The following is a 20,160-nucleotide window of genomic DNA, read 5'->3' as shown; positions in this document are numbered from 1 at the left end:
ATGCCTCACAGCATTGGTGGGAGTATGGCTTTCCATGTCAAGGACCAGCGCCCACCGCCATTGCGACTACTTTCTCTTCTCGAATATCGAAGCAGATGCTAGTGCCATCGAGGTAGCCGCAGATGCGCTCGACATCAAACCGGCCGAGTCTCTCTTTGGATCTGTGTGTCTGGCCGTAGCGACGAGTAGCGCTCTCTGCGGACGATGCCGGATCGCCTATTCCAACCCCTTTCAGCTTCAGTCCCTTCAAGCTCTCGGTAATGCTGGGTGCCTGCTTTCCTGTAAGGACCGGTGACACCCGAATCTCATCAATAGTTCGGTATTTCGGCCCAATGTCAGGGTTGGATACGATCACTATCTCCCACTCGGTGGATGGATCCCAGTATCTGCGGCGCAGCAAGCCCGCATTGTCCGTGGTCAAGTCTCCTTCGCCGTAACGGCGAAGAATGTCAGATTCAAGATAGACATGGGGGGTGTACTCGCCCTCACGGAACACCTTTGACACGAGGTCAATCTTAGCGTTCTTGGCCTCTACCTGTGCCGTTACGGAAAGTAATGCAATCGCCACGATGACTGATCTCAATGTTCCTACATGCACAATTGATCCTCAGAAAGAAGGGAATGATGTCGGCGGCCGTTTGGGCGCTCCGCGTACTTCGACCAGTTCACCCAGAGCACGAGCCGACGGCAAGCTCGTGCCGACTTCGATCTTCATCGATTTGCGGTTTGATTCATCATTGACATTGAAGGACCGCCACTGCTCTAGTCACCCAGCACGAAACGCTCGATTGCCCGGGCCACGCCGTCTTCGGAATTGGTGGTGGTCTGATGCAGCGCGGTCGACTTGACGATGTCCACCGCGTTGCCCATCGCCACGCTGGTGCCGGCGTACTGAAGCATGGTCAGGTCGTTTTCCTGGTCGCCGATGGCCATCACCTGCATGCGGTCGATGCCCAGGTGCTCGGCCAGCTTCTGCAGGCTTGGGCCCTTGCCAGCGCGGTGGTCGAACACTTCGAGGAAGAACGCCGCGCTCTTGAGCACGGCGAAGCGTTCGGTCAGCGCCGATGGCAGGCGCGGGATGACAGCGTCCAGGACCTGCGGTTCGTCGACCATCATCAGTTTGATGAAGGACATCGCCGGGTCCATTTCTTCCACGCTGCGATAGGACAACGGCACGCGTGACAGGTGCGAATCGGCCACGGTGTAGATGCTGATGTCGCGGTTGGGCGTGTACAGCCGTTCGCCATCCAGCGCCTGGAAGTGCACGCCCAGCTCGCGCGCCACCTGCTCGCAGAACAGGAAATCAGCGAAGCTGAGCGGGTATTCCACCACCACCTCGCCACTGGCAACGCGGGTGACCAGCCCGCCATTGCAGGCGATGCAGTAGTCGTCCGCGCCATTGATGTCCAGTTCCTCCAGGAACGGGGCAAGGCCGGACACCGGTCGCCCGCTGGTCAACACGATCCGCACACCCTGCGCCCGTGCGCGGGCGATGGCCTGCTTCACGCGCGGGGTGAGCTTGTGCGCCGGGTCCAGCAGCGTGCCATCCATATCGATGGCCACCAGTTCAATGGCCGGCTGGCGGCGTCCCATCTCCATCTCGATCAACCTCGTTCACTGCCAGAAACGCTGCGATGCAGCCGCAGGGTAGTTTAAGCCAGGGGCGCCCCGGCAAAGAAAAGGCCAGCCGGGTTGCCCCGGCTGGCCTCCATACCACACACGCTGTTGCGCAGATCGACGGCGGGCTCAGCGGCCCATCGCCACCTTCTGCTGCTCTTCCTGCACCTGTTGCTGCTGGCTGGCGTTGTTGCTTTGCAGCTGGGCGTTGGTGTGCTCCAGCGACGGCGCCTCGCTCAGGTCCACCGCGGTGCGGTAGCCCGGGGTGGTGCCCATCACGAACGCCTTGCCGTCCTGCACGGTCACGCTCTGCAGCTTCTCCGGCGAATCAATGCCGGCCTGCTTGGCCTGCAGGGTGACGTTGGCCGCCGCTTCGTTGGAGATGGCGGCCGGCAGCTGGCCACGGATCGCGTTGTGCAGCGGCGTGTCCGCGTGTCCCTTCTCGCCCAGCTGCGGGCCAGTGGCGGTGCGGGTTTCCGCCCCCTGCGCCTGGGTGGCGGCCAGCTTGCCGAAGGTCTCCCGGCCCACGATGCCGTCGTCCTTCAGGCCCTGCTGCTTCTGGAAGGCCTGCACCGCTTCACGGGTGTTGTCGCCGAACTTGCCGTCTTCGGAAAGGCGGTTGCCGTTGGCATCGCGCACCCCCAGGCGGTTCAGCTCTTCCTGCAGCTTGGTCACTTCATCGCTGCGGTCGCCCTTGCGCAGGGTGCCGGCCGGCGCGTGGTCATGGTCGTGCGCATGCCCGTGCTTGCCCGCTTCCTGCTGGATGCCCTTGTTCCAGTAGGTCTCCGGGTTGATCAGCTTCCCGGCCGGATCCTTCATCTGGTAGTGCACGTGCTGGGCGTACTGGTTGGCGCCCTGCGGGCCGCGGCCGCCCATGGTGCCGATCGGGTCGCCCGGCTCCACGTGCTGCCCGACCTTCACCTTGGTGTCCTGCATGTGCAGGATCTGGTGCGAGTTGCCCTGCGCGTCCTGGATCATCACCGTGCCGTACTTGCCGCCCACCGAGGTCACGGTGCCGGCGATCGGCGCGTGGATGGTCGGGTGCTGCAGGTTGCGGCCGGTCTGGCCACCGACGTAGTTGAAGTCGCTGCCGCCATGGCTCTTCTCGCCACGGTGCTCACCGAAGTGGCCGGTGATGTGCGGCTTGACGCCGTTCTGCGGCGGCAGCATCACCTGCATGGTGTGCTCGTAGGAGCGCACCTGGGTGGCGGCGGCGCCAACCGCAGCAGCGCCGGCCACGGCAGCGGCGGCGCCCGCAACGGCATGCTGCTGGGCCGGAGCCTGCGCCTGGGTCTGGCTCAGGCGCTGGTTGACGAACTGTTCGTACTCATCCAGATGCGGCGCGACCTTGCGCTGCGACAGGCCGAGGCCGCCGTAGTCCTTGGTCGGGCCATCGTGGTGGTACTTGTAGATGTAGTCTTCGCCCTGGCCACGGTCGCGTGCCAGGTTGCGGTTGTCGACGAAGTGCGCCACCAGCGCGTCGGACTGCGCGTCGACGTCGAAGCGGTTGGCGTTGTTCAGGCCGTAGTGCTTGCCGGTGCGGTCGATGAACTGGCCCAGGCCGGAGGCCGAGGTGGTGCCGGCGGCGGCATCCGGGTTGAAGCCGGATTCGACGCGGGCGATGGCCAGCACATACGCGGTTTCGCGCGGGGTCAGGCCGGCTTCGCGCGAGGACTCGATCAGCGAGTCGATCACGCGCGACTGTACTTCGGGGGAGGCATCGCCCCAGCGGCGCGATTGGCCGTGCAGCGCGCGGCTTTCGTCGATCGGTTCGCGGTAGTGGCTCCACGATTCGATCTGGTTGCTGCGGTATGCCGCGCCAGGCGGCTGCACCATGTTGGTGTAGATGTCATTAGGCATGTCTGTGCTATCCATTCTATGAGAAAGGGGCTTTCCTTAAAGGGGTGTATCGACCAACGGTCGATACCTACCGGACATCGTGTCCGGGCAACGCGCATCGACGTCTTGTCGATGTACTGCTCAGTCTTCGATGTAGTCCACCTCCGGGTGAGTGATGCCGAGCTTGGCGATCAGCTGCGAATACTCGTCGTTGTTGGGCGACTGCGCATCGGCTTCGCCGCGCAGGGGCGGGGTGTTGTGGGTCAGCTGCCTGCCATCGGCGTCGTACAGCGTGAACCATTCGCAGAACGCGCAGCCGAACGGCAGTTCGCCGTACTGCACCACGAAATACGAAGCGCCCTGCTTGTCTTCAGCGCAGGCCAGGCCAACAGCGGTGTAGTCACCCAGCTCTGCCGGGGTCTCGATGGTACGGCGCTGGCCGTCCTTTTCGATCTCCAGGCGGGTGCGGGTGGTGTCGCCGTCCTTGGTCGGCAACGCGGTCAGGTGCAGCGTGGCACCTGGGCATTCCTTGTGCATGCCTTTCTCTTCCTGCGGTGTGGGTGAAGGGGTAGTCGCCGCTGCGACCGCAGGCGCGGCGGCGGTTTCCGGAGTGGCGGCGGTGCCGCGCTCCCCGGTGGGTGCATTGCACGCGGCCATCAACAGCACCAGTGCGGCAGTCGGAACGAAACGCAGTGTGGACATCACCCGCTCCCTGGATCAGATCGACTCATCGGCCATGCGCACCAGCTGCCAGCACGGGCGCTGGGCGAAGTAGTACGACTGCTGGTTGCTGGTATCGGGCGTGCGGATCAGCACCTTCATGCTGCCATCGGCCTCTTTGGTTACCTGCATCTCGCGGCCCACGGCCTTCAGGCCCGAGGGGTTGGGCATGACCGGCCAGGTGACCTCGCTGAGCGCGACCTTCTCGGTGACCAGAGTGGGCTCGCCCTGCCCTTCGGTGTCGTAGCGTTCGCTCAACAGCGGGTCGGCTACCGACTTCTCCTGCAGGGCGATCTTCTTGCCGAACTCCGGCAGGAACGCATCGAAGTCGGCCAGTTCGCAGGTGGCGGAGGCATCGGCGGCAGTGGCCGGTGCCGTGGGCTCGGCAGTGGCGGGTGCGGCGGCCGGGGCGGCAGCAGGTGCTGCGGCGACGGGTGTGGTGGCATCCGCCGGAGCGGTCGGGGCGGCGTCGGGCTTGCACGCGGCCAGCAGGATGCTCAGCGACAGGGCGAGCAGCGTCATGGGACGATGATGGGACAACGGATCCTCCTGATTCGTGTCGTGGCGCGCATCACACTACGCCGGGGGGCGTAGGATAGCTGCGCGCCAATGCCATGGCGTTCACATCCCGCCCACGGACCCGGGCGGTGACGACATGCGTGATGAAACGCACGTAGTTAACGTGAAGCTCATCACATTGTAAGGGCCAAGGATCCATTCTCCCAACCGGCGATGTCAGCCTTTTGACATCACCTCCTCCTTTCGGTGCCTGGTTCCATGCGCATCCATACGCTCCAGCTTCCCGTTTCCGACGTTGCACAGGTGAGCGCCTACTTCGCAGAAGTGCTGCAGCTGCCGGTGCAGGACGACGTGGTGCGGATCGGCTGGACCGGCGTGCAACTGCGCCCGGCAGGCAGCGACCCGATCGGCGGCGTGCATCTGGCCTTCAATGTGCCGGCGGATCGTTTCGAGGCCTCCACCGCCTGGCTGCTGGCGCGCACGCCTCTGCAGCGCAATGCCAAGGGCGAGGCGCACTTCACCTTTGGCGGGCGCTGGGAGTCGGAATCCATCTACTTCGATGGCCCCGATGGGCTGATCCTGGAACTGATCGGGCGGCGCCGGCTGCCTGCGTCCGGGCGGGTCGGGGCGTTCCACGGCAGCGAGCTGACCTGCGTGAGCGAGGTCGGGCTGCCTACGGCCGACGTGGCCGCGCTGTCTGCCCGCGCCGAAGCGGCATTCGGGCTGGGCTACCTCAGCCCACCCGTGCCGCACTTCGCTGCGCTGGGCGATGACGAGGGCCTGCTGATCGTGGTGGATGCCACCCGCCGCTGGTTTCCGGAGGAGAAGGTGCTGCCCAACGCACGGGGCATCGTGGTGACGCTGGGCGACGTGGCGGCGGGCGCGCTGGACGACCCCGCGCAGGGCTGGCACCTGCGCGCGCGTGCGCCAGCCTGATCGCCCCATTCACCTGCGCCCAGTACATTTGCTGCCTTCCGGCAGGTAGAAGCGCGGTTGCCGGGGCATTCCGCTCCCAACACAGTGGGAGGGTGCTCAAGCCAGGGTACCGCCGTGGAAAAGGTCACGTCCCCCTCCTGCCCCGACCCCACCCAGGCGGACCCTGCGCTTGCGCCTTTACTGGAAGTGGATGCGCGGCTGGCCAAGCTTGGCAACAGGATCCGCGTGCTGTCCGGGCTGGCGTGGCCGATCGAGATGGAAACCCGCTTCCTGGCCTCCTGGCGCGCCGGAGCGCCGGAGATGCCGGCCCCGCCGACCCAGCCGGTTGACCACACCGACACCATTGCGGCGCTGGACGACATCCTGCAGCACCTGGACCGAGGCCATCCCGTGGGCGACTGGCTGTACCGCACCGCGTGGAGCTACCGCGTGGCCGCCAGCATGCTGGCCAACATCGGCAACCCCCGCTTCACCGCGTGCTCCACGCTGCTGTACGGCCAGCCCAGCACCCGGTACCGCTCGCAGACCACCACCACCGCGCAGTCGGCCGCGCAGATGCTGGCCATCACCGACCAGCTGATCGGCTCGCAGTACGTGCCGCGCATCCAGTACGACATTCCAGCGCCGGACTTCTCCGTGCTGCTGCGCCAGCGCATCGAGCCGTTCTTCACCGACGACGAAGTGAAAGTGGTGCTGGATACCGAGCTGGCCTCCAAGGCCGCCGCCGGCAGCAAGGTGATCCGCCTGCGCGCCGATGCGTTGTTCTCGCAGCTGGATCTGGACCAGCTGGTCGAGCATGAGGCCTTCATCCACTCGGCCACCCTGCTCAACGGCAAGCACCAGCCGTGGCTGCGCTGCCTCGGCGCGGGTGCGCCCCGCACCACGCGCACGCAGGAGGGGCTGGCCACGTTCTCGGAGATCATCACCGGGGCGATGGACATCAACCGCCTGCGCCGGCTGGCATTGCGGGTGGTGCGGTTGCAGGAAGCCCTGGAGGGCGCGGACTTCATCGAGGTGTTCCGCGCGTTCCTCGCTGCCGGGCAATCGGAGGTGGACAGCTACCGCAGCGCGGCCCGCATCTTCCGGGGCGGCGACGTACGCGGGCGGGTGTGCTTCACCAAGGATGGCGCCTACCTGGAAGGGCTGCTGCTGGTGACCGCCTTCATCAAGCGCGCCCTGCATGAGAACCGGGGCGATACGCTGCGGCTGCTGTTCTGTGGGCGGGTTGATCTGGGCGACCTGGTGACCTTGGCGCCCTACCGCGAGAGTGGGCTGATTGCAGCGCCACGCTATGTACCGCCGTGGGCACAGCACCCCGAGCGGGTGCTGGCGACGCTGGCGTTCTCCACGGCCGCGCAGGCGATGCGGCTGGATACGTTCGACCTGCAGCGGTTCTCCGCGGTGGAGGATGAACTGATGGCCGGCGCTGCACTCGCTGACGCGCAATAGAAAGGCCCCGCCGAAGCGGGGCCCTTATGGTTCGGCAGTACAGCCAGCCGTCACTCTTCCTCGTCCTTCCAGCCCTGCTGCTGATTCTGGTTGCGCTGCTGCTGTTCCTGCTGCTGTTGCTGCTGCTGCTCGCGTCCGCGCTCCTGCTGCTCACCACGCTGGTTCTGGGAACTCTGATTGCGCTGCTGGGCCATGACGGGTCTCCGGATGCCGCGAGCGGTATGCCGCGGTCGAGGCAATCGTGTGCAGCGGCTCGTTAAAACCATGTGGCAATTTGCAGACGGACTTGTCAATCCGCGCGCGTGGACTGCGGGAATCCGCTTGTATTTCAATGCTTTCTGCCGCCACCACATTGCTTATGCGAAGACGGAATCCTGATATTCCCGACGTGGAGGAAAGCGTAGTCAGCACGATGAATGTGGGCCGTTGCGACGACCCCAGACGCGATGATGTGCGCAACCTGTTTTTCGCGATTGATCCGGCCTACCCATATGCGTGGAATCAAACGCTGCGCCTCTGGAAGTTTGCGGTGCAGGTATCACTTTTCAGGGGTCCCGCTGCATCATTCCGAATGGTGCAAAACGCACATTTGACGTGCGAATTCCTGCCGCGCATGGTTCGCCCCATGAACAATCATCGTCGCAGTACGAAGCTCTCGGACATCGCCAGCATCCGCCAGGGACATCCGTTCCGGGGTGCAATCACCGCCTTCCCGGATGGGCCGGTCCGCGTGATCCAGTTGAAGAACCTGAGCGCATCGGGCGTGCACGATCCGTGCGATCTGCTGCGTACGCGGCTGCACCCGCGTAAGGCGCCGGACTGGGTCCAGGAGGGCGACGTCCTGCTCGCCGCACGCGGCGCCCATCCACTCGCGGTGCTGCTGTGCAACCCACCCGCCGACACGGTCTGCAGCCCCCACCTGTATGTCATCCGTGTGAGCGACCACGAACGGATCATGCCCGCCTTCCTCGCGTGGCAGCTCAACCAGGAAGGCGCACAGGAGTACCTGCGCCGGCAATCTGCGGGATCACGTCAGCAGAGCCTCCGCAAGGCAGCCATCGAGGAGTTGCGCGTGCAGCTGCCGCCCCTGCTCCTCCAGCAACGCATCGTGTCCATCGCGCGGGCAGCGCAGCTTGAGAAGCTTCACTGCGAGCAGATGATCGCCGCAAGGCATCAGGAGGTTGCCCGCTATGCGGCGCACATTCTGGACGAGCGGCCACGATGACCGCGTGCGTAAGGGCTTCCGCTGATTATCTGAATTTTGGATATCCGAACCGTGGACATACTGTTGGTGTCCGCTCTCAATCTGTACGCGGCCATGACCCACACGATCCACAGTTCTGACCTTCCTGCTCCTCGAACCAATGTCACGTGCCGGCTGCGGCCAGATGTTCCCGCCACGCTCGCCGCCCTCGTCCACGCCCGCGACGCGCTCGATGGGGGCAAACGGCCCGACGCCGATACCTGCCTGATCCTCTCGTTGCTGTTGCTGAAAGTGGCCAGCGACGCCACGTACTACGGCAACCCCGACATTCCGTACTCGCCGGGCGAGCCGCCGCGCTGCGTGCCTTACAGCGTTCCGCTCCAGGCCCGCTTCGACACGCTGTTCCGGCAACGCCATGCGGAAGGCAATGGCCTGAGGGTGATGAACGCGCTGCGGGTGTTCACCCTGGCCAATCCGCGCAAGCTGGGTGGCCTGTTCCCGACGTTGAAGCTGGAAGATGCGCTGCCCGACGACCCGCTGGTGCGCGATGCCGTGCTGCTGCAGGTGCTGGAGCGGCTTGCACTGCCGGCATTGGACTTCCGCCAGCAGCGCGGGGTACCCCGTCCGGACGTTGGCGACGCGGTGGACGCCCTGCTTCCCGCGCAGGTGCCCGCAGGGGTGAGTTGGCTGATGGCTGCGCTCACCCACCCCTGCGCGGATGAGGCGGTCTACGATCCCAGCTGCCGGCAGGGGGCCGTCCTGCGGGCAGCGGCCAGCTAGATGCGCGATGAGGAAAGTTCGATTGGCCCGGCAGGCCCGGCCCGCTACCCACTGTATGGCCAGGAGGCGGACGCCATGCAGTGCGCGGTCGCTCGGCTGCGCCTGCTGCTGCAGGGCACGGACACCCCGCGCCTCTTTGTCCGCGACCCGCTGGAGGAACCGCTGCTGCAGGACGGCGAGCTGCAGCGCTTCCATGTGGCACTGGCGTGCCCGCCGCTTTCGCTGAAGTGGGCGCCAGCGCAGGCCAGCCACGACCCCTACTTCCGCTTCCTGCAGGGCGTCCCCTCCCGGCAGTGGGCGCACACCGCGCTCATCCAGCACATGTTGGCCACGCTGGAACCGGTACGTGGGCGCATGGCGATCGTGGTGCCGCATGGCGTGCTGTTCCGCGATGGCGAGGAAGCGCGCATCCGGCAGTGCTGGTTGGACGCGAACCTGGTGGACATGGTGATCGGCCTGCCTGACCGGCTGTTCGCCGGTGCGTCGGTTGCGACCGCGTTGCTGGTGTTGCGCAAGGTGCGCCGGCAGGACGCCGTGCTGTTTGTGGATGCGCGCGGCCTTGCGACGCGTGGGAAGCGCGGCCCGCGCCTCGGTGATCAGGCGGCGCGCACCCTGCACCGCCTCTGCAGCGAGCGCAGAACCGTACCCGGCGTGGCGTATCTGGCCAGTTCCGAGGAGCTGGCCCGCAATGCCGGTAACCTGAGTGTTGCTCGCTACGTGCAGCCGGTGGCCCGCTGCCCCGCTGCGGATCTTGCGACATTGCGCGCGCAGCGCGCCGAGCTGTCCGCGCGGTTCGTGGCCCTCCAGGCGGCGTTGAATGCCGAGCTGGATGCGCTGGAGCGGGAACTGTCGGATTTGACCTGACGCCGCCGCTTCAACCTCTCATCAATTGACCGAAGCTATCTCGATTGGAATATGCATCGAGAATGCGTTACGCGCCGCGCTCGCCGAACGCATGAAACGGAATGATGCACACAGCGGCGACGGCTTCCGATCGCCACACTGTTGCCATGAACATCATTCGCCAGAAATTCGACGCCACCTGCGTGCTTGCCTTCCGCTCACCCGATGGAGGGCACGCATGAACACCCCCCACAGCAGGTTCGGTGTGCGTGATTCCGTACTGGGTTGGCTGCGGCGGCTGGGCTGGAACCCTCTTGATGAGGGTGCGGTGGCGGCGTTACGCGGCGAACATCACAGCGCATTGCTGGAGAAGCGGCTGCTGCCGTGGCTGCGTCGCTATCGGTACGAGTGGGAAGGCGAGCGCGTGGCGCTTTCGCCCACTTCATTCGACCGGATCATTGCCGAGGCCGAAACGTGCTGCCACAGCCTGGATTGGGTAGCGTCGAGCAGCGCTGTGCACCGGCTGCTGGTCCACGGCGTTCATACCGAACTGGAATTGCCCAATGGGTGCCGGACCTCGGTCCCGGTTCCGTTGATTGATTGGGAGCATGTGCAACGCAACCATTGGGATGTCGCTGACGCGATGCGTACCGACCTGCGCTTGGCAGCGCCCGGAGATCCGTCCGACGGCCACGTTCGCGAGCTGGTCGGTTACGTCAACGGCATTCCCCTGGTGGTGCTGGCCTGCGTGGAGCGCGATGCGTACAAGCGATGGGGAACCGTGGAGGATGGCATCCGGCACCTGTTGCGCGGCCTGGGCAGCATGCCGATCAATCCGCCGGTGCAGCACGCGCAGCTGCTGCTGAGCCTGGACCGTCGTGGCGGCCGCCATGCCGCTGTTGGCACCCCTTCACATGCGTGGGTGAAATGGCGGGAGCATGGCTGGAGCCCGGCCGCGCAGACCCATCTGCGCGATGCCGCGTTGCCCTTCTCCGATGTCCCGCTGGACCCACCGTGGGCCACGCATGCCGAACTGCTGCATGGCGTGCTGTCGCCGCCCCGGTTCCTGCAGCTGATACGGCATTTCCTGCGAGAGGGCCGAAGTGGCCGACGCTGTCTGGTCCGGTCCCACCAGTTCTTTGCGGTGCAGTGTGCGCTGCAGGCACTAAGCACCCGCGACGCCAGCGGCCGTCGTACCGGCGGGCAGCTGTGCCTGGCAACCGGCAGCGGGCTGCAGCGGACGCGGCAGTGGCTGTTGCAGGCCATGCGTGCCGATGCGGCGTTCAGGCCGATTCGCGTGCTGCAGCCACTGACCCGGCTCACACCGCCCCCCGAGGACCGGCGCCAGCGGCCTGGTCCACTGCCTGCTGACCAGCTCACCGAGTTCCTGGCCGGCAGGGGTCCCTCGCTGCATGAGGTGCCGCTGCGCATCCTGCGTGGTTGGGCGCGCAGGACCAGGCTGCCCGGCGCCGATGATGAAATGGCCGCCACCGAGGACGACATCGTGCTGCTGGTGGATGCCGATTTCTGGGACAGCGATCCCGTCCTTCTGCGTCGTCTGCGCCGTTGCCTGCCGCAGGCGACCTGGCTGACGCTGGTGGCCGCACCGGTTACCGCACCGGTGTCCGGTCTGGACCCTGGCCCGAGGCTGTACGAGTATCCGCCCGAGCATGCCGTCGCCGATGGCGTGGTGGTGCAGGCATGGCGCGACGTCGGCCCGAAGCCCGAGGGGGATTCGCCCTCCCGACGCGTGGCCCAGGTCGCCACCGCCATCAGCCAGCATTTCCACGATCTGGTCCGGCTGGCGGAACGCGGCCTGCGCGCCACGCTTCTGGTGAGAACGGTCCACCAGGCGTTGGACTACCAGCGCGCGCTCGCGGTGGATGGGCGGTTGAAGACCCATGTGGCGGGCTTCGACAACCGCGGCCTGCCCATGGACCGCGGCTCGGAGCGCATCCCGCCGGAGGTGGAACTGGTGATCGTGCATGGTGAGCTGCCGGCAACCCAGGATGCGCGATGGGCCGTGCTGTATGTGGATCGCGCCCTCACTGCACCAGAGCGGCTGCGCGCGGTGGGCATGATCAACGCGCCGCATCCCGACAAGCGCACCGCGATGCTGGTGGATTTCCACACCGACGACCGCCCGGCGGCAGCACCACCCGAGTGGCTGCCGCTACCGGTGCAGGACAATCATCCGGCATTGGGCATACAGCGCCAACGCCTGCACAGCCTGCTGCCGGCCGATGCCGCCGAGGACTTCCACGCCTGTCGTGATTACCTCGTGCCCGACTGGGACATCGGCCCGCATGGTGATGACATCGACCTGCACCGGCACCGGCGCGACCTGCTGCATGGCCGGGTCACTGCATTCGGGCAGCGGCTGCAGGTGGCCATCTCGGCCGAGACCGCACTGACCGGCAAGCCATCGCTGCTGGGCGGACAGTACCGCGCCCTGCTGCACCGGTTCTCACTACTGCGCGATGCGGTGAGCCGGCTGGCACTGGAGGACGATCGTTTCAACGCCGAAGACCGAAGGGTGCGCCACTGGGCGCGCGAGCAGGCCGCGCAAGTGTGTGAGCAGCCGATCGATTACCAGCTGCTGGGTCCCCTCGAGCCGGTCGAACCAACGGCGGCGCAGAGCGCCAACCAGCTGTACACCCGCCTGCGCCAGCGCCTGGAGGCAGGTGGGCTGGACGCTGATGCCGTGGAACGTGGCCGCACCACGTTGCGCCAGGTGCTGGTGGATTTCGGCACCGCACAGGCGCGGTTTGCCGCGTTGCAGGCGCTGGAGCCAGCGCTGGAGAACCCACTGCAGGCCAGTGACACGGAGGCGCCGTCCTCGCGCGGCCTGTTGGTGCTGCGCAGCCTGTTCGACACCACGCTGAACGCGGAAATGTACGAGCAGCTGGGTCGCCGGATCGACGCGTTGGTCGCCATCGGGCAGCAACAACCGCTGCACCAGTTCGATGCGTACGTTCGGGACCGGCTGGAGCAGATGCTGCGCGGCCACCTGCGGGACCCGCAGCTGGCGGCCGTGGTGCACGCGGTGGTGCTGTGCGGACCGCATTGGCCGTGTCACGGCATGACAGGGGGCACGTAGGTCAGGGTCATGCCAAGCAGCCACAGCAGGCCCAGCACCAGCGGGATGTGGACCAGCAACTGGATGAAGGTGAAGCCGACAATATCCCGCGCCTTCAGCCCCAACACGCCCAGCAGCGGCAGCATCCAGAACGGGTTGATCAGGTTGGGCAGGGCTTCGGCGGCGTTGTAGACCTGTACGGCCCAGCCCAGGTGCGCATGCAGTTCGTTGGCCGCCTGCATCACGTAGGGCGCTTCGATGATCCACTTGCCGCCACCGGAGGGCACGAAGAAGCCCAGCACCGCCGAATAGATGCCCATCACCAGCGCGAAGGTGTCGGTGGTGGCGATGTGCACGAACACGGTGGAGAGTCGATGCGCCAACGTTTCTCCGCCACTGCCAACGGCATGGGTGAGGATCATCGCGATGCCGCCGTACAGCGGGAACTGGATCAGCACCCCGGTGGTGCTGGGCACGGCCTTGGCTACCGCGTTGAGAAAGCTGCGCGGTCGCCAGTGCAGCAGCAGGCCCAGCGAAATAAACAGGAAGTTGTAGGTGTTGAGGTTGGCGATGGCGGTCACCACCGGCTTGCTGGCGAATTCGCTGAACAACCAGCCGAAGGCCAGCAGCGACAGCAGCACGGTCAACAGCGGGCTGTACTCCAGCCATTCGCCGGCGCGCGTGCGCGGCGGCAGCGGTTCCGGTTCGGCCTGCGCGGCCCCGGCGAAATCGCTGGCGGTGCGTGCGGTGGCTGGGCCGGGGGCGGTCAGCCACGCGATCAGCAGCGAGACCAGGATCAACGCGGCGGTAAGCGCGATGGACTGCCACAGGAAGATGGTTTCGGTGAAAGGCAGCACCCCGGTGATTTCCACCAGGCCGGGCGGCATGCTGGCCGGGTTGGCCTGCAGCTGGGCGGCCGAGGAACTCAGGCCCATCGCCCACACCGCGCCCAGGCCCAGGTAGGCCGAGGCGCCGGCGGCGCGGTAATCCATCTGCAGTTCCTGGCGGCGCGCCAGTGCACGTACCAGCAGCCCGCCGAACACCAGCGAAAAGCCCCAGCTCAGCAGCGAGGCCAGCATGCTGATCAGGCCGACGTACACCACCGCGCCCCGGCCGGTGCGCGGCACCCGCGCCAGCAGTTCGATGAAGCGCGCCACCACCGGGGCGGTGGCCACGGCATATCCGCCGATGACCACGAAGGCCATCTGCATGGTGAAGGGAATCAGGCTCCAGAAGCCGTCGCCGAACGCTTTGGCGGTGGCCTGCGGGGTGGCGCCGAAGCCCATGGCGGCCACGGCCACGATCACCACGCCGAGCACCGCGAACACATACGCGTCGGGGAACCATTTTTCCGCCCAGGCCGCCGACCGCAGCGCTGCGCGTGCCATCCAGCCGTCCCGTGCCGGCGCTGATGTGGTGCTGGCCATGCCTACCCTCCCAGGTTCATTGGAGGCAGTGTGCGGGAGGGGGACAAGGCTGTCAGTCACCTATTGGTAGCAACCCGATGTCACGAACGCGGCCGGACCGCGGCGTCACGACCAACGGTCGTGACCTACCGGCAGGCGCCAGCGCGCACGGATCGGGTAGCACCCGACCGTTGGTCGGGGGGCTCTCAGGCAGCAGCCAACGCTGCTGCGATCCCCGCAAACAACGCCGCGCCCACCCAGTTGTTGTGCAGGAACGCCTTGAAGCAGGGGTCGCGCTCACGCTTTCGCGCGATCCAGAATTCGTACGCAATCAGCCCGGCAGCCACCGCCACGCCCAGCCAGTAGTAAAGACCCAGCCCGCCGCGCACGCCCACCAGCGCCATCGTGCCGAGGAACAGCGTGTACAGGATTCCCTGGATGACCAGGTCCAGATCCCCGAACAGGATGGCGGTGGAATGCGAGCCCATCTTCAGGTCGTCGTCGCGATCGACCATGGCGTACCAGGTGTCGTACGCGGTGGACCACAGGATGTTGGCGCCATACAGCAGCCAGCCGATCACCGGCACTTCGCCCTGGATGGCGGCGAACGCCATCGGGATGCCCCAGCCGAACGCCATGCCCAGGTACACCTGCGGCAAGTGGGTGTAGCGCTTGAGGTAGGGGTAGCTGGCGGCCAGGAAGATGCCGATGAAGCTCATGCCGATGGTCAGCGCGTTCAGGGTCAGCACCAGCGCGAAGGCGACCAGCATCAGCCCGGCGAACAGCAGCAGCGCCTCGCGGCCGGACACCCGGCCGCTGGCCAGGGGGCGGTCCTTGGTGCGCTTCACGTGCGGGTCCAGCCAGCGGTCGGCGTAGTCGTTGATCACACAGCCGGCCGAACGCGTCAGCCATACCCCGGCGGTGAACACGAACAGGATCCACAGCGGCGGCAGCCCGCCGGCGGCCAGCCACAGCGCCCACCAGGTGGGCCACAGCAGCAGCAGGGTGCCGATCGGGCGATCGGCGCGCATCAGTTTCCAGTACTGGCCCCAGCGCGAGGGCGGTGCGCCCGCGGGGGCGTCAAAACGTTCGTAAGCCATGCGTAAAGGATACCGCCAAGGCCCCCGCCCCGGCGCCGGAAGCGCTGTTTCGTCCAAGGGGGCAGACCTGCGCCGCGTTTACGGATAGAATGCCCGTCCCGCACCGCCTCATGGCGCTGCGATGCCCGCCCCGGCCCGCCGGTGGTGCGGCGGTTCTAAAAGATGCGCCCGTAGCTCAGCCGGATAGAGTAGTGGCTTCCGAAGCCATTGGTCGGGGGTTCGAATCCCTCCGGGCGCACCATCTTCTTTGCTTTCCCGTCAGTAGGTCCCGTCAAACGCAAAGATCGGCTTGCGCTGCTTCCACAGGCCTGCGGTGAAGTCCGGGAACTCCAGGGTCTGGAAGCTGTTGGCGATGGACTGCTCCGACAGCGGGGTGATCGCGCTCCAGGTGATGGCGTCGTAGATGTCGATCGGCATCGGGGCCTTGGCCTTCAGGGCTTCGACGAAGGCGTGGATCACGAACCAGTCCATGCCGCCGTGGCCCGCGCTGGCTGCGGTGTCGGCGTGCTGCTTCCACAGCGGGTGTTCGTACTGGTCCTGGTAGGCCTTGAACGCTTCCCACTTGTGCGGCGGGCTGCGGCCTTCGATGTGGATGGACTGGTTCACGTCCATCCACAACCCCTTGGTGCCCTGCACGCGGAAGCCCATCGAGTAAGGGCGCGGCAACGAGGTGTCGTGCTGCAGCAGGATGGTTTCGCCGTTCTCGCACGCCAGCGTGGTGGTGACGATGTCACCCAGTTTGAAGTTCACCTTGGTGCTGGGGTGGGTGGTGCCGCCACTCTTGGCCAAGGTGTATTCGTGCAGGCCGCGCGCCTTGCTGGCGAACGCGTTGATATGGGTGAAACGGTTTCCGCGGTTGATGCCGGTATACATGGCGCACGGGCCGATGCCGTGGCTGGGGTACAGCTCGCCGTTGCGGTCCACCGAATGCTGGGTGCGCCAGCGCGCTTCGGACCACGCGTGCGGGCCGAATTCCACGCCGCTGTCATACGGCTGGGCGGGATCGCCGGAGTTGAACTTCACCCCGCGCAGGTCGTGCTGGTAGCCGGCCTGCAGGTGCACCAGTTCACCGAACAGGCCGTTGCGCACCATCTGCAGGGTCGCCATCACGTCGCGGCGGTAGCAGACGTTCTCCAGCAGCATGTACGGGGTGCCCGTGGAAAGCTGGGTCTTGAGGACGTCCCAGTGGTCCTGCAGGGTGATGCCGGCGACCACTTCACAACCCACCGCGATTTTGGCCTGCATGGCGGCAATCGCCATCGGGGCGTGATACTCCCACGGCGTGGCGATGATCACGCCATCCAGGCCGCGCTGTTCGAGCAGGCGTTTCCACGCGTTGCGGTCGCCGTCCTGGCCGTAGGCGGTTGGCGCCTTCCTGCCGGCCTTGGCCACCATGTCCATGCCGCGCTTGAGCATGATCGGTTCAATGTCGCACAGCGCGACCACTTCAACGTCGTCGCGGCGGACCAGCTCCTTCAGCAGCACCTGGCCGCGCATGCCGGTGCCGATCAGGCCCAGGCGCAGCGTGCGCCCGCGTGCCCAGGCCGGCGTTTCCGGCAGCAGGCTGGTGGCGGCCAGGGCCGCACCGGCGGCAATGAATTCCCTACGCTTCATGAAACGTTACTCCCTTTGGAAGCGCGCCGGCCGGGACCGGCGCGCTGGAACAATCAGAACTTGTAGCCGACCTGCAGACTGTAGCTGCGGCCGAAGATGCTGGCATAGTCACTGGAGTCACCCAGGAAACTGTTCGGGTCGTAGAACGGCAGGCGGTTGAACAGATTCTTGACCGTGAAGCCCAGGCTCCAGTGGTCATCCGGGCGCCAGCCCACGCTCAGGTTGGCGGTCCACCACGACGGCACGCCATCGCACTGGGCCGGATTCACCGGCAGCGAGCCGGCGGTGCAGGTGTCCGGGTTGTTGTCTTCGGCATCGACGCGGTCCCACGCCCACTTGGTGCCGCCCACATAGTTGACGAAGAAGCTGGTGGTGACCTGCTTGTAGGACCAGTCCGCGTTGAACGTGGCACGCATGCGCGGGTTGCCGTAGTAACCGATGGTGTTGCCGTAGTACCAGCGATCGGTGTCGTCGATGTAGGCCTCCTTGCGGCGCGCGATGGTGGCGGCCACGCCGATGTTCAGCGCGCCCCACTCACCGAGCATGAAGCGACCGCGCGCGTCGATGTCGAAACCGTCCACCAGGGTGCGGCCCTGGTTCTTGTACTGGCCCACCACGGCGGCCACGTTGCCCACGCTGTAGCCGGGCAACGCGCCCGGGCAGCTCACGCCGCTGGCCGGGTCGGCGCACATCTGCGCAAGCGCAGCCTCGGCCGCCCGATCAGAGTCGCTGATTGGGTTGCGGGTCATCGACAGGATGTCCTGTTCCTTGCTGTAGTCCGGCGCGGCGATCTCGTTGCGGCGGTAGATGAACCAGTAGTCGGCCGAGATCGACATCCAGCTCGCCGGCTCATAGACGAAACCCAGCGTGGATATCTTGGCCTTCTCCGGCTTCAGGTCCTGGTTGGGCTGGGTCATGCGCGCCACGGTACGGCTGCAGTCGGCGTTGAGCAGCGAGTTGCCTAGGTCCACGTCGCCCGGGCGGTTGGACTGGCGCAGCAGGTTGGCGATGGCATTGGTTTCATCGCAGCGGATGTCGTCCTCGAAGCCACCGAGCTGGGCGAACACGCCGCCGGTGCCCGCTTCGGCCAGGCTGGGTGCGCGGAAGCCTTCGGAATAGGTGCCGCGCAGCAGCAGTTGCGGCAGCACCTGGTACTTCAGGCCGATCTTCGGGGCCAGGTTGGCGCTGAAGTTGGGGTACTTGTCCACGCGCAGCGCGGCATCCAGTTCCAGTTTGTCGGTGAGCGGGGCCACGGCTTCGGCAAACAGCGCGTAGGTGTTGCGCTTGCCGTCGAACCACGAACCACCCTGCTGGGTGATCAGGCCGTTGGCGGCGTCTTCGTTGCCCGGGGTGTAGAAGGTTTCGCGGGTGGCATTGAAGCCGAACGCGGCGCGCACGTCGCCGGCCGGCATGCTGAAGAGCGGGCCTTCGATCTTGCCGTCCAACGTATGCAGGCGCGTCCACGACTGGATGTCGAAGGTGGGGTAGGCCTCGCGGATCAGCTTGGCGTTGGCGTCACTGATGACGCCGAACTGGTAGGCCGGATTGTCGGAGATGATCACCCGGCCGGTGCCCGGGTCGATGGTGTAGGGTCCAAACGCGCGCTCGAAGCCTTCCAGGTTCACGTTGACGGTCTGGTAGGTGACCGAATGGCTTCCGGCGGTGGCGAACGCGGTTTCCCAGTTCCAGTCGTCGCCCAGGGCACCGCGCAGGCCGGCGAGCACCCGGTAGCTCTGGTCGGTGTTGCGCTGGCCGAAGTGGCCATCGCCTACATCCTGCATCAGGTAGTTCAGGCCCACCACGCCGCCCATGAGCGCCTTCAGTTCCGGGCTGGCCAGGTTGTAGACGTTGTTCGGTCCCAGATACGGGGTGCGGAACTGGTTGACCACGTTGCCGGTGTTGCGCGAGTACCAACTGGACGGATTGCCGGTCGTGGTGTTGTAGGCAGAGGGCGTACCACCGTTGGCAGTCAGGTCGATGTCGGTGTAAGTGACCTCGGCGAAAGCTTCGGTGCTGTCGCCGATCAGGAAGTGCGAGCTGATGTACGCCGTGGCGCGCTCGGTCTTTGCACCCGCATCGACTTCGCGGTTCATCCATTGTTCCCACGCGCAGCTCGTGCCGGCGGCCTGGGTGATGGGAGTGGTGCAGCCGGGCGCCGCTTCCTGGCGGCGCGCGTTGGTCACCGGATCGAACGCGAAGTAGGTGCCCGGGTTGAACTCACCCGGTCGGCTGCCGACGCCAAGGCGGAAGTTGCTGATGTAATTGGGGTTGTTGACGTAGAACTGGCTGGGCCGCTTGTCGTAGAAGTCGCTGATCGGAATCGCGTTGCGGCGATACAGGTTCACCGAGGCGTAGACGTTGTAGCGGTCTTCGTCGAGGTCGCCGAAGCCGGCAGTGATGCTGCCCTGCTGCTCGCCGTAGGAATCGATGCGCGAGGACTTGTCGGCAGTGATGTTGATCTCCGCGCCCTGGTAGGAGCGCTTGGTGATCACGTTGATCACGCCGGCCACGGCGTCGGTGCCGTACACGGCCGAGGCGCCGTCGGTCAGCACTTCCATGCGTTCGATGGCAGCGGCCGGAATGGCGTCGATGTTGACGAACTGGGTCTGGAAGCCGGCCGGCGCACCGTAGTACGACAGCCGCCGGCCGTTGAGCAGCACCAGCGTGCCCTGCGCGCCGAGGCCGCGCAGGTTCGCCTGCGAAGCGCCGTCGGAACCGGTGAACAGCGAGCGCGAATCCTGCTGGCCCGGGCGCGCGGCGGGCAGGTTGTCGAGCACCTGCAGCAGCGTGCGCGCGCCCATGTTCTCGATGTCCTGCTTGCTGATCACCTGCACCGGCGAGGAGGTTTCCACATCGCTGCGGCGGATGTTGGAGCCGGTGACCTGCACGCGCGCAAGTTCGGTGGCGTTGGCTTTTGCCTTGGCATCAACGGCCGTGTCGTCGTCCTGGGCAAACGCCGGACCGGTGACGGCCAGGGCAAGCCCCAGCGCGACGGACAAGGGTGTAGCGGGGATGCGGCGATGGCGATGGCGTTCGTTCAACATCTTTGGCTCC

At 66.1% G+C, this 20,160-nt stretch carries 16 protein-coding genes and 1 tRNA gene; 7 read left to right on the top strand and 10 right to left on the bottom strand.

The features are described 5' to 3' along the window. Positions 1 to 37 precede the first annotated feature (37 nt). From QE395_RS01010 to QE395_RS00990, 5 genes are all read right to left on the bottom strand, one after another. Positions 38 to 568, bottom strand: coding sequence for a hypothetical protein (locus QE395_RS01010; protein ID WP_141236209.1), 531 nt, complete (start codon positions 566 to 568; stop codon positions 38 to 40). Positions 569 to 762: 194 nt separating this feature from the next. Then, the gene (gene yidA / locus QE395_RS01005) at positions 763 to 1,599 is read right to left on the bottom strand and encodes a sugar-phosphatase (protein ID WP_095363310.1); all 837 of its coding nucleotides are present in this window, start codon (positions 1,597 to 1,599) and stop codon (positions 763 to 765) included. A gap of 147 nt (positions 1,600 to 1,746) precedes the next feature. After that, entirely contained in the window at positions 1,747 to 3,477 is a 1,731-nt protein-coding gene (locus tag QE395_RS01000) for a peptidoglycan-binding protein (RefSeq protein WP_306987316.1), read from the bottom strand. Between the two features lie 120 nt (positions 3,478 to 3,597). Next, on the bottom strand, positions 3,598 to 4,158 hold the full coding sequence (locus QE395_RS00995) for a hypothetical protein (protein WP_306987315.1): 561 nt from the start codon (positions 4,156 to 4,158) through the stop codon (positions 3,598 to 3,600). Positions 4,159 to 4,173: 15 nt separating this feature from the next. Then, positions 4,174 to 4,698: a hypothetical protein gene (locus tag QE395_RS00990; protein ID WP_306987314.1), complete on the bottom strand. Its 525-nt coding sequence runs from the start codon at positions 4,696 to 4,698 to the stop codon at positions 4,174 to 4,176. A 255-nt stretch (positions 4,699 to 4,953) separates the two neighbouring features. Here QE395_RS00990 and QE395_RS00985 point away from each other — a divergent pair, with 255 nt between their 5' ends. Both QE395_RS00985 and QE395_RS00980 read left to right on the top strand, forming a co-directional pair. Further along, positions 4,954 to 5,631 carry a VOC family protein gene (locus QE395_RS00985; protein WP_306987313.1) on the top strand — a complete coding sequence of 226 codons (678 nt, stop codon included), beginning with the start codon at positions 4,954 to 4,956 and terminating at the stop codon, positions 5,629 to 5,631. A 114-nt stretch (positions 5,632 to 5,745) separates the two neighbouring features. Continuing rightward, positions 5,746 to 7,080 (top strand): flavohemoglobin expression-modulating QEGLA motif protein, encoded by a 1,335-nt coding sequence (locus tag QE395_RS00980; protein ID WP_306987312.1) that lies wholly within the window; start codon positions 5,746 to 5,748, stop codon positions 7,078 to 7,080. 50 nt (positions 7,081 to 7,130) lie between these two features. Here QE395_RS00980 and QE395_RS00975 read toward each other — a convergent pair whose 3' ends face one another. Next, positions 7,131 to 7,274, bottom strand: a complete 144-nt coding sequence (locus QE395_RS00975) for a hypothetical protein (protein ID WP_176472611.1) — start codon at positions 7,272 to 7,274, stop codon at positions 7,131 to 7,133. Positions 7,275 to 7,411: 137 nt separating this feature from the next. On the opposite strand from QE395_RS00975, the gene QE395_RS00970 reads away from it, so the two are divergent. The 4 genes from QE395_RS00970 (at position 7,412) to QE395_RS00955 (ending at position 13,007) form a co-directional block, all read left to right on the top strand. Continuing rightward, the gene (locus QE395_RS00970) at positions 7,412 to 8,305 is read left to right on the top strand and encodes a restriction endonuclease subunit S (protein ID WP_306987311.1); all 894 of its coding nucleotides are present in this window, start codon (positions 7,412 to 7,414) and stop codon (positions 8,303 to 8,305) included. A 66-nt stretch (positions 8,306 to 8,371) separates the two neighbouring features. Next, the gene (locus tag QE395_RS00965; RefSeq protein WP_306987310.1) at positions 8,372 to 9,064 is read left to right on the top strand and encodes a hypothetical protein; all 693 of its coding nucleotides are present in this window, start codon (positions 8,372 to 8,374) and stop codon (positions 9,062 to 9,064) included. After that, positions 9,065 to 9,928: an N-6 DNA methylase gene (locus QE395_RS00960; RefSeq protein WP_306987308.1), complete on the top strand. Its 864-nt coding sequence runs from the start codon at positions 9,065 to 9,067 to the stop codon at positions 9,926 to 9,928. It abuts the gene before it with no gap. A 217-nt stretch (positions 9,929 to 10,145) separates the two neighbouring features. Next, positions 10,146 to 13,007: a type I restriction endonuclease gene (locus tag QE395_RS00955; RefSeq protein WP_095363176.1), complete on the top strand. Its 2,862-nt coding sequence runs from the start codon at positions 10,146 to 10,148 to the stop codon at positions 13,005 to 13,007. Here QE395_RS00955 and QE395_RS00950 read toward each other — a convergent pair. Together QE395_RS00950 and ubiA are read right to left on the bottom strand one after the other, a co-directional pair. Further along, on the bottom strand, positions 12,983 to 14,413 hold the full coding sequence (locus tag QE395_RS00950) for a TIGR00366 family protein (RefSeq protein WP_176472613.1): 1,431 nt from the start codon (positions 14,411 to 14,413) through the stop codon (positions 12,983 to 12,985). The genes QE395_RS00955 and QE395_RS00950 overlap by 25 nt on opposite strands. Before the next feature lie 185 nt (positions 14,414 to 14,598). Continuing rightward, a complete protein-coding gene (gene ubiA / locus QE395_RS00945) occupies positions 14,599 to 15,492 on the bottom strand; it encodes a 4-hydroxybenzoate octaprenyltransferase (RefSeq protein WP_095363178.1) in 894 nt (297 codons plus the stop codon). Positions 15,493 to 15,656: 164 nt separating this feature from the next. Here ubiA and QE395_RS00940 point away from each other — a divergent pair. After that, positions 15,657 to 15,733 (top strand) — tRNA-Arg (locus QE395_RS00940). Between the two features lie 17 nt (positions 15,734 to 15,750). Here the strand turns inward: QE395_RS00940 and QE395_RS00935 are convergent. Both QE395_RS00935 and QE395_RS00930 read right to left on the bottom strand, forming a co-directional pair. Continuing rightward, on the bottom strand, positions 15,751 to 17,106 hold the full coding sequence (locus tag QE395_RS00935) for a Gfo/Idh/MocA family oxidoreductase (RefSeq protein WP_095363179.1): 1,356 nt from the start codon (positions 17,104 to 17,106) through the stop codon (positions 15,751 to 15,753). A gap of 53 nt (positions 17,107 to 17,159) precedes the next feature. Next, positions 17,160 to 20,150, bottom strand: a complete 2,991-nt coding sequence (locus QE395_RS00930) for a TonB-dependent receptor (RefSeq protein ID WP_249833278.1) — start codon at positions 20,148 to 20,150, stop codon at positions 17,160 to 17,162. Positions 20,151 to 20,160: the final 10 nt, after the last annotated feature.

The sequence above is a fragment of the Stenotrophomonas sp. SORGH_AS_0282 genome (assembly GCF_030818125.1).
In the GTDB taxonomy this organism is placed as follows: Bacteria; Pseudomonadota; Gammaproteobacteria; order Xanthomonadales; family Xanthomonadaceae; genus Stenotrophomonas; species Stenotrophomonas rhizophila_A.
The sequence above is the reverse complement of the archived record's forward strand: the minus strand, read 5'-3'. Positions and strand labels throughout refer to the sequence as shown.